At 50.3% G+C, this 12,700-nt stretch carries 9 protein-coding genes; 4 read left to right on the top strand and 5 right to left on the bottom strand.

Annotated features, from left to right (window positions below; translation table 11 throughout):
- Window positions 1-68: 68 nt before the first annotated feature.
- The gene (locus tag GCU44_RS18790; protein ID WP_154858596.1) at window positions 69-1,070 is read right to left on the bottom strand and encodes a 2-hydroxyacid dehydrogenase; all 1,002 of its coding nucleotides are present in this window, start codon (window positions 1,068-1,070) and stop codon (window positions 69-71) included.
- 63 nt (window positions 1,071-1,133) lie between these two features.
- On the bottom strand, window positions 1,134-2,201 hold the full coding sequence (locus GCU44_RS18795; protein ID WP_154858598.1) for a zinc-binding metallopeptidase family protein: 1,068 nt from the start codon (window positions 2,199-2,201) through the stop codon (window positions 1,134-1,136).
- Between the two features lie 182 nt (window positions 2,202-2,383).
- Here GCU44_RS18795 and GCU44_RS18800 point away from each other — a divergent pair, with 182 nt between their 5' ends.
- The 3 genes from GCU44_RS18800 (at window position 2,384) to GCU44_RS18810 (ending at window position 5,922) form a co-directional block, all read left to right on the top strand.
- On the top strand, window positions 2,384-3,349 hold the full coding sequence (locus tag GCU44_RS18800; RefSeq protein ID WP_154858600.1) for a Ppx/GppA phosphatase family protein: 966 nt from the start codon (window positions 2,384-2,386) through the stop codon (window positions 3,347-3,349).
- Between the two features lie 76 nt (window positions 3,350-3,425).
- Window positions 3,426-4,502: an Ldh family oxidoreductase gene (locus GCU44_RS18805; protein ID WP_154858602.1), complete on the top strand. Its 1,077-nt coding sequence runs from the start codon at window positions 3,426-3,428 to the stop codon at window positions 4,500-4,502.
- 169 nt (window positions 4,503-4,671) lie between these two features.
- The gene (locus GCU44_RS18810; RefSeq protein WP_154858604.1) at window positions 4,672-5,922 is read left to right on the top strand and encodes an NRAMP family divalent metal transporter; all 1,251 of its coding nucleotides are present in this window, start codon (window positions 4,672-4,674) and stop codon (window positions 5,920-5,922) included.
- Window positions 5,923-6,055: 133 nt separating this feature from the next.
- Here the strand turns inward: GCU44_RS18810 and GCU44_RS18815 are convergent, their stop codons facing one another.
- Window positions 6,056-6,790, bottom strand: a complete 735-nt coding sequence (locus GCU44_RS18815) for a DUF4397 domain-containing protein (RefSeq protein ID WP_154858606.1) — start codon at window positions 6,788-6,790, stop codon at window positions 6,056-6,058.
- Between the two features lie 350 nt (window positions 6,791-7,140).
- On the opposite strand from GCU44_RS18815, the gene GCU44_RS18820 reads away from it, so the two are divergent.
- A complete protein-coding gene (locus GCU44_RS18820; protein WP_154858608.1) occupies window positions 7,141-7,341 on the top strand; it encodes a hypothetical protein in 201 nt (66 codons plus the stop codon).
- 100 nt (window positions 7,342-7,441) lie between these two features.
- On the opposite strand, the gene GCU44_RS18825 is transcribed toward GCU44_RS18820, so the two are convergent.
- On the bottom strand, window positions 7,442-10,228 hold the full coding sequence (locus tag GCU44_RS18825) for a cation-translocating P-type ATPase (RefSeq protein ID WP_154858610.1): 2,787 nt from the start codon (window positions 10,226-10,228) through the stop codon (window positions 7,442-7,444).
- 46 nt (window positions 10,229-10,274) lie between these two features.
- Window positions 10,275-12,674: a glycoside hydrolase family 65 protein gene (locus GCU44_RS18830; RefSeq protein WP_154858612.1), complete on the bottom strand. Its 2,400-nt coding sequence runs from the start codon at window positions 12,672-12,674 to the stop codon at window positions 10,275-10,277.
- Window positions 12,675-12,700: the final 26 nt, after the last annotated feature.

A 12,700-nucleotide genomic window follows, 5' to 3' on the forward strand; every position in this document is an offset into this window, starting at 1 on the left:
TTGTACTGTCGATCAGAGCAAATAATCATAAAAAAAAACCACGAAGGATATAGTTTCATCCTACGTGGTCAAATTTTATTGGATTTTCCAAGAAGCCCTTTGTAGACCTCGGGATTTACCGGATAAGGCAATTCTTTCCCCTGCAACCCTGCAATGATATTTTCCACGGCACAACGGGTCATGGCATCTCTGGTCTCTTTGGTAGCAGAGCCGATGTGCGGAAATACCACGGCATTGTCCATGTCAAGCAAGGGGTTGTCCGGATGCATGGGCTCGGGATTGGTCACATCGATTCCTGCGCCCCAAATGATTCCATCTCGGAGAGCCTGGGTCAATTCATCTTCGTTGTGTACCCCTCCCCGGGAGGTATTGATAAATAAAGCGGAGGATTTCATCTTTTTAAACTGCTCCATTCCAAACATACCCCTGGTATCTTCGGTAAGCGCGGTATGCACAGATACGACGTCGCTTTGCGCGAGCAGCTCGTCCAGGCTTACGCGTTTGGCTCCAAACTCCCGCTCGGCTTCCGGATTTACACCCCGATTGTGGTACAGGATATTCATGTCCCAGGATTGGGTGCAAATGCGGGCCAGTTCGGCACCAATCCTACCTAAGCCCACAATTCCCAGCGTTTTTCCCGCCAGGTCGATGCCCAATCCCTCGGTAGGTTGAGAGATACCCCATTGCCCCTTTTTGATTTTTTTGTGATGAAACAAGGCCCTGCGGGCCACGGTGAGCATCAGCAAAAGGGCGGTTTCGGCCGTAGCTTTGTTCAACACATTCGGGGTATTCCCTACGGGTATCCCACGCCGGGTAGCCGCTGCCACGTCTACCCCGTCAAAACCAACGGAGTGCAAGGCGACTACCTTCAAATGTCGGCACTGATCAAAAAAATCTGCATCCAGGCCTGCCTGACCGGCACTCAAAAAGGCGTCGTGCCCTTTGCAAAACTGAATGGCTTGCCCCCTATCCAAAATGGGTTTTTCCTTCCACACCGTGTACTCCACGCCCGCTTCTTCCAACATGCGGTATCCGATTGCCGGAATGATTTTATTGATAAATACTTTCATAGACAGATGGGTTGGACCGCAGCGAGCAGAAGTAGTCCGGCACACTGCGGTCTTTTGGGCTTTTTATTTTACGTACCGGAAATCAAATTTTTGGTCAAAATCATCCAGAAATCCAATCATCAGGGCGATGACGTGCTCGATGTCTTTTTTACTCGCCGTCTCCACAGTGGTATGCATGTATTTCAGCGGAAGGGAGATTAAAGCCGATGGGACACCCCCATTGGAATAGGCAAAGGCATCCGTATCGGTACCGGTGCTTCTGGAGGAGGCGGAGCGCTGAAAGGGAATGTCTCGTTTCTTGGCGCTATCGATGATCAGATCCAGCAGTTTTTTATGCACCGCAGCCCCACAGGTCAAAACCGGGCCGTTTCCGGCGGTATAATCCCCGCTGGTAATCTTATTGTACATCGGTGCAGTGGTATCGTGGCACACGTCCGTAATCAACGCGATGTTGGGTTTGATGGAAGCGGCGATCATTTCGGCCCCACGCAAACCGATTTCCTCCTGTACGGCGTTGACGACATACAGCCCAAACGGCAATTCCACTTTTTCCTCGCGGATTTTTCGGGCTACTTCGGCTATCATGTATCCGCCGATGCGGTTATCGAGTGCTCTCCCGGAGTAGAATTTATTGTTCAAATCGGTCAATTCATCTTTGAAGGTGACCACACAGCCCACGTAAATCCCCATTTCCAGCACCTCGTCTTTAGACCGGGCACCCACATCGATAAAGATATTCTCCATTTTGGGGGTCTCCTCTTTGGCCTTGTCGCGCACGTGAATGGCGGGCCATCCAAATACACCTGGCACCACCTTGTCATCCGTGTGGATGTTTACCCGCATGGAAGGAGCAATCATGTGATCCGAACCTCCGTTTCGGATGACGTAAATGTATCCCTCCGGTGTGATGTAATTAACAAACCAACTGATCTCGTCCGCATGTGCCTCGATGACCACCTTGAAGTCTGCCTTTGGATTGATTACGCCTACTGCCGTACCGTAGGCATCCGTAAAATAATCGTCCACAAATGGGCGGATATAATCCAGCCAGATCTGCTGACCCGAGGCCTCAAATCCGGTAGGTGATGCATTATTCAGGTATTCGTGCAGGAATTTTTCGTTTGTCTCCATAGTTCATTTTCTATTAGCAATAACTCCAGGCTTACCGCCATGAAGGGCTAAAATTACAGATAAGATGGGGTTGAAAAAAACCAGCGGGACATTTCCTGGCTATTTTTCGAATATACGGGATGGGGTTGGCTGGTTTTTAGATAAACTTTCTATATTCGCAGAAACTTTTGAAAACCAGGTTCATGAAAAATAAGGCCGCAGTCATTGACATGGGCACCAATACCTTCCATTTACTCATGGTTGCGCTGGGTGAAGGAGGTTTTGAAACCCTGTACAAGGAAAAGGTACCGGTGAAAATCGGACAGGGAGGCATCCAGCAAAACCTCATCCTTCCGGATGCCCAAAAACGGGCCCTGCACACCCTCCACCACTTCCAGCAGTTGATTCGCGGGGAAGAGATTAAGCCGGTTTTCGCCTTCGCTACCAGTGCCGTGCGCAACGCGGAAAACGGATCATCCTTCGTAAAACTAATCCGGCAGCAGACAGGCATTGCCGTTCAGGTAATCGACGGAGAGCGGGAAGCAGAACTGATTTACAAAGGAATACGCATGAGCGGCTGCCTGGACAGCGGCAATGCCCTGATGATGGATATAGGAGGTGGGTCCGTCGAATTCATTGTCGGAAATAAAGACACCATCCACTGGAAGGGGAGTTTTGAAATTGGCGGACAGCGCATGCTGGATCGTTTTCACTACCACGACCCGATTTCCAGGGAGGAGACCGACAAGCTTTACCAGTATTTGTCACAAGAGCTACACCCCCTGCTTGCCGCCATTCGGGAATTTCGACCCAGCCAATTGGTAGGAGCTTCTGGAACGTTTGATACGCTTACCGATATTTACCTGGCTTCCCGTCAGGAAAAAAAACGTCGGGAGGTGCACCGGCATCGCTTGCCAATTGATGCATTTTATGAAATTTCCGATCGGCTGATCCAATTGCCTAAAAAGGAACGGCTCGAAATCCCGGGAATGATTCCCATGCGGGTAGACATGATCGTGGTGGCCTCCTGCCTGATCCGGTATATCCTGCGCCAGATTGATTCCCAAGACATGCTTTGTTCCACCTATTCCCTTAAAGAAGGGGCCCTGGCGGAAATCCTGGAAGGGGTGGGGGTAAACTCGGACCTTACCGTCGGGATCGGGGAATAAATGGGGACAATGTTTTCCCATTACTTTTACTTTTTGCATTTTTGCACCCGTACAAGTACCCCTTTTCGCTTTATTTATGAATTTTAGCTTCGCTCAGTTAGAAAATTTCACCATCCATATTTTGCAAAAAATAGGCTGCTCCGAGGAGGACGCCCGTACCGCCGCACGCGTGCTATTGGCTGCCGATGTGCGGGGCGTGGATTCCCATGGGGTGGCCCGCCTTTCGGGCTATGTGCGGCTCTGGGAGGCCGACCGAATCAATGCCCGTCCCAATCTGCACATCGTGCACGAAACGCCGAGTACGGCGGTGGTTGATGGAGACGGAGGTCTGGGCCTGGTGGTGGCTCCCTTTGCTATGCAAGTGGCCATTGATAAGGCAAAAACAGCCGGGACCGGATGGGTGTCCGTTAAACATTCCAACCACTACGGAATTGCCGGAATTCATGCCATGGAAGCATTGAAACACGACATGATCGGGATTTCCCTGACGAATGCCAGCCCCCTGGTAAGTCCCACCTTTTCCAGGGAGCGCATGTTAGGGACCAACCCCATTGCGGTGGCCATCCCGGCAAACAAGCAACCCCCATTTGTGCTGGACATGGCTACGACCACCGCAGCCAATGGTAAATTGGAAATTCTACAGCGGAAACAACAGGAAGCTCCTCTGGGATGGATACAGGACCGGGATGGAAATCCCACTACCAGCCCGCTTGGTGTCAAAGACGGAGGCGCCTTGTTGCCGTTGGGCGGCGATCGGGAACACGGGTCCCATAAAGGATACGGGCTTGGCTCGGTGGTCGACATATTTTCGGCGGTACTATCCGGAGCCAATTACGGCCCCTGGGTTCCGCCTTTTGTGGCCTTTCTTGAACCACACCCCCATCCGGTGGGAGAAGGACTCGGTCATTTTTTTGGCGCCATGCGCATCGATGCCTTTCGACCAGCCGACGAATTCAAAACGCATATGGATCAATGGATCGGGCGTTTCCGAGAAGCCCTACCAGTAGCGGGTCAGGAGAAGGTGCTGATTCCCGGAGACCCGGAGCGGGAACTGGAGGCACAACGCATGCAGGAAGGCATTCCCCTCCTGGAACCGGTCATAGCGGATCTAAAGGCACTGGGTAAAAAATTTAACGTGGAATGGATCGCATAAGGCATCCGTCGTCAACAAGTAGCGCTCAACCGCTCGTTTCCCCCAACTACCCCTGGAGATCGAGTCAGCGGGTCAGAGAGATGAGTTTCCTCCGGAGAGTAGGCCGGGTAGTCTGTCATGGGGCTGGCACCAATGCGACTTTTCTTACGCTAAAAAACCTCCTTCAACGATGAAATCGAGGGCCTTTTTTAAAACCCTGGGACCGGGGATCCTATTTGCCAGCACGGCAATCGGTGTTTCCCACCTGGTGCAGAGCACCCGGGCCGGTGCGGAATTCGGGTTTGCCCTGGTAGGTTTTATCCTTGCTGCCAACCTGTTTAAATGGCCCACGTTTGAATTCGGCTCCCGGTACGCCTCCGCTACCGGGCGCTCGCTAATAGACGGCTACCAGCTCCTCCACCCCGGATACCTCAAAATGTATCTGGGTATCAATTTGCTTTCCATGTTTTTTGTAAATGCTGCCGTCACCTATGTTGCCGCCGGTTTTCTGCAGTTTCTTTTTGGAATCGAGGTTCCTGCCGCCTACTATTACCTGCCTTCTTTGGTATTACTTGCCTTCACATTTTTCTTTCTGGCGCTGGGCCGCTATGCGCTATTGGACGCTGGTATTAAAGTCATCGGCACCTTCATGCTGCTCAGTACCTTACTGGCATTTTTTATCGCACTTTTTAATGGACCCGAAAAGCCCTTGGTGATGCAGCCCCTGGCGGAAATAATCAGTCCGGCTACCCTACCATTCATTATCGCGCTCATGGGTTGGATGCCCTCTGCCATCGACTCCTCTACCTGGAACAGCCTGTGGACGACCGAGCGAATCAAGCAAAGCGGGTACCGGCCGACGGTAAAGGAAACCGTTTTTGAATTCAACCTTGGCTATTGGGTTTCCGCAGCATTGTCCATTTGTTTTGTGGTATTGGGGGCGTTCCTTTTATACGGAACCGAACGTGTGCTTCCCAATAACAACGTGGGTTTTGCGTCGGGAGTAGTGAGCCTGTATGCAGCCAACTTGGGGGCCTGGACCTTTCCGATCATCGCTGCCGCGGGCTTTACCATCATGCTTGGAACATGTATTGGCGTGATGGATGGCTACGCCCGGTCTACGGCAAGAGCGGTAGCAATTTTGCGAAACAAACCCGAAAGCCGCCGTCAATACCTTTTCTGGATCGGACTCATCGGTCTGGGAGGATTCGTTACCATCCGCTTTTTCATGACCTCCTTTACCGAATTGATCAATCTTGCGACCATCATCTCCTTTTTGATCGCGCCGATCATTGCCTTTCTCAATTACCGGCTGGTTTTCAGTGAGCACCTGTCGACAAGCCAACGTCCGGGCCGAATCACGCATGTGATTTCACTGATGGGGATTGGGTTTCTTACCCTGTTTTCGTTGGGCATGGGCGGGTACTACCTTTTCTATTGATAGTCCTTAAAAACCCCTGAGGGGTAGGGCATCCCGCAACCGTTGAAAAAAACTTAACTTTGAATAAAAAAAGCCCGCTCCACGGAAAATCCAGGAAGCAGGCTTTTACTCTTTTTTCTAGCCTGGGCGGGCATTAATTATTTACTAATATATCCGCACTTAGATTATTGGTGTTTCCTGCAGGAGGGCTGGCATAACCCCGAGCTACAATGGTGTACACGCCTCCAGACCGTAAATTTAGATCCGGAATAGACAGCGCTTCTTCTCCGGTAGCTGCCAGGTTGACTTGAAAGGACTGTAGACCACTAGCTACCGTTACAAAGGAGCTGGCGCCCAGATATCCCTGATCTTCTACCAGCAAGGTCTCGCCTTCATCTTCTTCCGATCGAATCACGTTTACTTCCGGAGCATCGGGTGACAAGTGAACAAACCGCACGGCGGCTTCTCCTAGTGCGGGAGCTACCTCCTCGTCTTCTACCAACATCGCTTGTATGTTGTCGTACTCATTTACATAGAAAAGCGAATACGCTTCACCAGTTTCAAAAGTAAAGGTGGTATCTACCACAACGTTGGATGCACTTACCGGACTTACCCGCATGGTTCGTTCCCCCGCATAAAAGTTGAGGTAATTCGTATAATCCGCATACCGCAGCGGGTAGTAATTGATCCGGCCGTTCTCCATCAATATGTCAAGAGAGGGCGCATCCGGAGAGGCGTGGTACAATCCTACATAGGATATCTCAGGCAGGGGCACCACATCGTCGTCATTTGTATCACAGCCGGAAATCACCCCAGCGAATAGCCCAAGAGAAGCGATGGGTAAAAATCCGAAACTTTTTATGATTTTTTTGATTTCTACTTTCAACATAATAATACAGGTTTAATTTTATTTGTTAAATTTATTCGTTAACTGATATAATTTGTACAATCACCATGCCAGATAGCCAATCTGTACAATAGATTGCAATTACCAGAGATCCAATCGGAGGGGAACACACGGTGTTCCCCTCCGACCTCCGATTGGACAAGTACTCCTGCCTCGTAATACATCATTTACATGCTTAAAGACCCAACCAGATCTGTTTTTTTTAAACAACGGACACCTGATCCGGGAGTGTTAGATTGGGTCAAGGGAGAACATCGAACTGAGTAAATCAGAACTATTTTTTTAACTTCTCGGTTAAGAGGGTGTACCAACGAAACAAAAATTGATAAATTATGGATTTAACAAAGAAAGCTAAGGAAGAATTAGAAGATCGAATTGACAAAATTGAAGAGTTCATCGCGTCCAAAGGCGTTGGTGCTACCTATCTCAAAAAAGCACAAAAGACGCAACGAGACATCAACCTGGCACTGCTCCTGGTAGGAATTGTCACCGTGGCAGGGATTGCCGCCTGGGTTAACGGAAAAAATAACTAATGCAATTGAGGTAAACCGCCGAATTTCGTCCACCCCATTCCAAGACCTGCGGTGGACGAACTTACTTTTTCATACCGATCAACTTTCTCCACATGTTACCTTATAAGTTCTTTTTAATCTGCTTCATCACTTGTATGATGATCAATGGCAAAAAGCTCGTTCCAACGATTAGCGCCCATATTCTACCTTCCATTTGCTGAAACGACAAAATCTCGTTGACTTTTGGGGTAAAATACGCCAGGGCCAGCAGACTTAGACACAAGCCAAGCGCCATCCAGATGTACTTATTTCGCGTCACCTGATTGAAAAATACATTTTCTTTTCCTTCCCTCATGTTGAATACGTGCAGCAACTGGGCAAAGGCGAGGCTGAAAAAAGCCACATTGTTGCTGATTTCTTCGGGCTGTTCCCATACAAAATGCGCAAAGAAATACGCTCCGGAGACGCAAGCAGTGAGTACGAGTGCATACACAACAATCTGCATCCAATTTTTACGCGTCAAAAGCGGTTCCCGGGGATCTTTTGGTGGAACTTTCATCACGTCCGCATTGCCTTCACCCACACCCAGAGCCAGGGCTGGAAATACATCAGACAGGATGTTTAAGAAAAGCAACTGCAAGGGCAGTAAGGGCAAGGAAAAAAGGCTGAAACTAACCAGCGCAATAATCAGGATCTCACTCAGGTGGTAGGACAATTGGTACATGATAAATTTCCGGATATTGCCAAATATAACGCGCCCCTGCTCAATCGCTTTGACGATCGAACCAAAGGCGTCGTCTTTTAGCACCATGTCCGAAACCTCTTGCGCCACCTGCGTGCCTCGTTGGCCCATGGCAATTCCGATATTGGCTTTTTTCAAGGCCGGCGCGTCGTTGATTCCGTCACCGGTCATGCCCACTATTTCCCCTTTATCCTGAAAGTATTTGATCAGGTTTAGCTTTTGTGAAGGGTCTACCCTGGAAAAAATGCGAACCGCTGTCAATTGATCGCTATCCGCTTCTTCCAGTTTTGCATCCAGGTGCTTCCCAGACATTGCCAGCTCCTCCCGGTCCGCTTCCTCGTCGATCAAATTGACTTTTTCTCCAACGTTTCGGGCCGTTCCTGGGTGGTCACCGGTCAGCATCACCACCCGAATTCCCGCCTCCGCACAGGTATCCATGGCGGTTGCCACTTCCATACGCGGCGGATCAATAAACCCAATCAAGCCAATAAAGATCATGTCCTGCAAAAAATCATCCGCTTGCTTCCCTTTAGGCAACTGATCCAATTCTTTGTACCCAAAGGCCAAAACCCGTAAGCCTTCCTCGGCCAACTGATCGTTCCTTTCCGACCACTGGGATTTTTCTTCCTCCGATAAGGCTTTAACCTCCCCGTCTACCAAAATCTTCGCGGACCGATCCAGGAAGGCATGGGCAGCACCCTTTCCGGCCACGTAGTGGGTTTCCCCCTCTTTATATACCGCTCCCATGACCATCGCTTCGGAGTCAAAGGGATCGTGTAACTCCCGCTTTAATTGACGCAGCCGCTCAAATTGGGACGAGTCTACCCTTTTGGAAAAATGGAGCAGGGCCAGTTCCAGCGGATCACCCTCGCCTGCCCCGGCCTGTGGTTTCTCATCGGGGTCCTCTGCAGGTGCGGGCGGTTTTTGGTTTTCTTGCGCAGATTCATTGCCTCCTTGCCCTGACTCTTCTGTCAATTGGGCATCGTTTGCCAAAACGGCGACCTTAAAGAGATGGTGAAAATTCGTATTTTCCCTGGGTTTTTCCACGCCGGATACCTTCACTTCCCCACTATCTAACCAGTCAATCTCCAATCGCGTATCCGTTGGAAATACCAGGGTGGTAGCTGTTAACTGGTTTTTTGTTAGGGTGCCGGTTTTATCGGTAAAAATGACGGTGGTCTCTCCCAGTGTTTCCACAGCTTCCAGCTTTTTTACAATGACGTTCTTTTTTGCCAACCGCAGCATGCCGCGGGCCAGGGCAATGCTGGCCACAATGGGAAGCCCTTCGGGAATGGCGGCAATGGTCCAGGCGATGGAGGTTTGAATGAGCTCGTAAATTTCCTTTCCTGTCAACCAGCCTACAACCAGAAAAGCCAGCGCAAGTCCCAGCGTTACATAAATCAGGTTTTTCGTCAGCCGATTTAATTTCTTATTCAGCGGGGTACTGTCCTTTTCTTCCTCCCCAACTAATGCCGAAATCGTCCCCAACTCGGTCTGCATACCCGTTCCGTACACGACTGCCTTGCCAGTTCCGGTGGTGACGGCAGTACCTTTGAATAAGATATTGGTTCGGTCGGCTACTTGTTTTTCTTCGTCAATCGTATCTGGCGTTTTGGCGACCGGAACCGACTCCCCGGTGAGTGGCGACTCGTCAAGGCCCAGTTCTGTGGCCGCTAGCAATCTGCCATCCGCTGACAGCAGGTCTCCCGACTCGACCAGCAAAATATCGCCTGGGACAATTGCCTCGGCATCAATGGTCGTTTTCTCTCCGTTACGCAAGACCCTGGCCTGAATCTTATCCATCTCCTTCAAGGCCTCCATGGATTTTTGGGCCTTAAATTCCATCCAGAAACCAATGAAGGTATTGATCAGCAGCACCACCAGAATGGCAACGCCCTCTGCGATGTCCCCAAAAAGAAAAGCCAACAAGGCAGCTGCAGACAAAAGGTAAATGACCGGGTTCATCACCTGCGCAAGGAGTATCTGCCAAATACTTTCCCTGTCCTGTTCTTCCAGGGTGTTCGGCCCAAATTTCTTTCGCCTTTTTTCTACCTCCGTATCGGACAAACCCTTTTCTGGGTCCACTTCCAATGCCTGCAGGACATCCTGGACGGATTGCCGATAAGGGTCGTTCAAGGTATTGCTCGATGCAGTTGCTTTTTTCATGGTCCAAATCGGTTACACTTTTAGTCGCTTTACGGTTGCTTGCCAGTTATTCGTTCAAAAAAAACTCCCTTACCTCGCCCAGTTTGAATGTATGGATTTTCCCTTGTACGCCTATGTTAACCTCGTTTTTCCAACCGGTCTCAAAAGTGATAAGTAGCTTTTTGTCATCCAGCGAAACGGCGATCCAATGGCGTCGGTACTGCACCCGCAAGGATATTTTCTTCAAGTGATCCAATAAAGGCGGATCGATCCACAAAGCATCCTCCCCAACTTCCAAGCCAAGAAAAGCCCGTTGCACGAGATCCAGGGATCCGGCCATGGCACCGAGGTGTATGCCTTCGGGCGTAGTGCCGCCTTGAATGTCTTCAAAATCACTGATCAGAACGGTCTCAAAATTATCCCAGGACTGCTGCTGATCGTATTTCAATAAAATCCAGGAAAATACCACCCGGCTCAGGGTGGACCCATGGGAGGTACGGTCCCGGTAGTACGCGATATTCTTTGAAACCAGTTCCTCCGAAAATTCAAGCCCGAGGTTCTCAAAAATGCGCTCAATTTCCGTTTTCGTAAAGAGGTAGAAAAGCATCAATACATCTGCCTGTTTGCTGGCCTTGTAGCGATTGGGGGTATCTCCTTCACTTTCCAGCACCCGGTCCAGCCGGTGAATGTCGTCGTATTTTTCCCGGTATGCTTCCCAGGGAAATTCCTCCAGCGTTTCATACCCTTCGAACTGGGAAATGACGTGTTTATCCAGAAAGGGCACGTACATTTTTTTGCTGATGTCCTTCCACAATTCCAGATCCGCCTCGGTAATATGGAGCTCCTTCATCAGCTCCCTGCGCCTGCTTTTCTCGATTATATCCACGATATGAATCGCCTTTTGCATCACCCAGGCGGCCATTACGTTGGTATAGGCGTTGTTATTCAATCCCAACTGATCGGAATCGGGATAGGAGGTGTGGTATTCATCCGGGCCTACCACGCCGTGAATTTCATAGCGGTCCTTTTCTTTGTTATGCGTAGTCATGCTCGCCCAAAAGAGGGCGATGCTCAGAAACATTTCCGCACCAAAAAAAGAGAGAAACTGCTGATCGTCCGTAGTCAGGTAATAATTCCAAATATTGTAGGCAATGGCCGAACTGATGTGCCGCTGCAGGTGGGTATTGTCGGGAATCCAGTTTCCGGACGCTGGATTTAGGTGCATCACCTGCGTTTCTTCCCGGCCGTTGCTGCCACTTTGCCAGGGATACATGGCCCCTTTTTTTCCCACTTCCGCGGCAGCAAACCGCGCCTCTTCCAGGCGGTAATACCTGTACATCAGCAAGCTGCGTGTCAGGTCTGGAAAACGCAGGTTTAAAAATGGAAAAATGTATACCTCGTCCCAAAAGATATGTCCCCGGTACCCCTCTCCATGCAGGCCTCGGGACGGTACGCCCACATCCATGCCGATCGTATTGGAGGAAACCGTTTGCAGCAAATGGAAAACATGCAGACGAAGCAATTGTTGGTTTCGATCACCGTTGATAATCCCAATATCTGCCCGGTTCCATAGCTTCTGAATGGCCTCCCCGTGCCGCACACAAATCTCCTCGAAACGTCCGGCGCGTTGGACGGATTTTTTTGCTTCGATCCCGGGGTGACTGATGGCACGGTCTCTACTCGAGTAGATACCCACCACCTTTTCCAAGGTATAGGTGGTACCCTCCTCCACATCTACCCGCAACAGCTGCTCGATGTACCCTTCTCGCTGATTGGTGCTTATCAACGGGGTCAGTTGCCGCTCACCCTGGTACAAGGAAGTGCGTGCGGCCTGCGCCATCAGTATCCGGGATTGTCGGGTTTCGGCCAATAAAAAAATGGCATTGTCACCGATTTTTTCCGTCGTGGCAGGCTTCAAATGCCGGCTCTCCAACTCTCTGTAGCGGGGAACATTGTCATTGATCACGTTTCCATCCAGGGCAGAACATATCTCCAGGCTGCCGCTCCAGTTTTCGGGTGTAAGCGACCAGTGGATAGCGGCAATGTGCTTGTCCCGCATGCTGACGATCCGCTTGCTGCGGAGCGCAGTTCGTCTCCCTGCCTCGTCTTCGACACGAAACTCACGGATCAGCGTGCCTGATCTCATGTCCAGCGTTTGCTGATAATCCAGCACATTTTGGGTATTGAGATTAAGCCATTCGCCTCTTTCCGGCCTGAAATTCAAACAAAGCCAATTCGGGAAATTGACAAAATCTTCGTTCTCAATTACCCTCCCGGAAACCTCCGTCCCGGCCCGGTTAAATCCCCCGGCCAGGTAGGTGCCCGGATAGTTCACTTCGTCGGCCCGGTTTTCCTCTGCAGCTCCCCGGGTGGCGATGTAGCCGTTTCCGAGGGTGCACAGGGTTTCCCTGAGTTTTTGCTTTTTGGGCTCCCACCCATCGTAACGTATGCTAAAATTATCCTTCATATTCACTAAATACGTTTGGTTCGATT

It is taken from the genome of Cyclobacterium xiamenense, from assembly GCF_009467825.1.
Lineage (GTDB): Bacteria > Bacteroidota > Bacteroidia > Cytophagales > Cyclobacteriaceae > Cyclobacterium > Cyclobacterium xiamenense.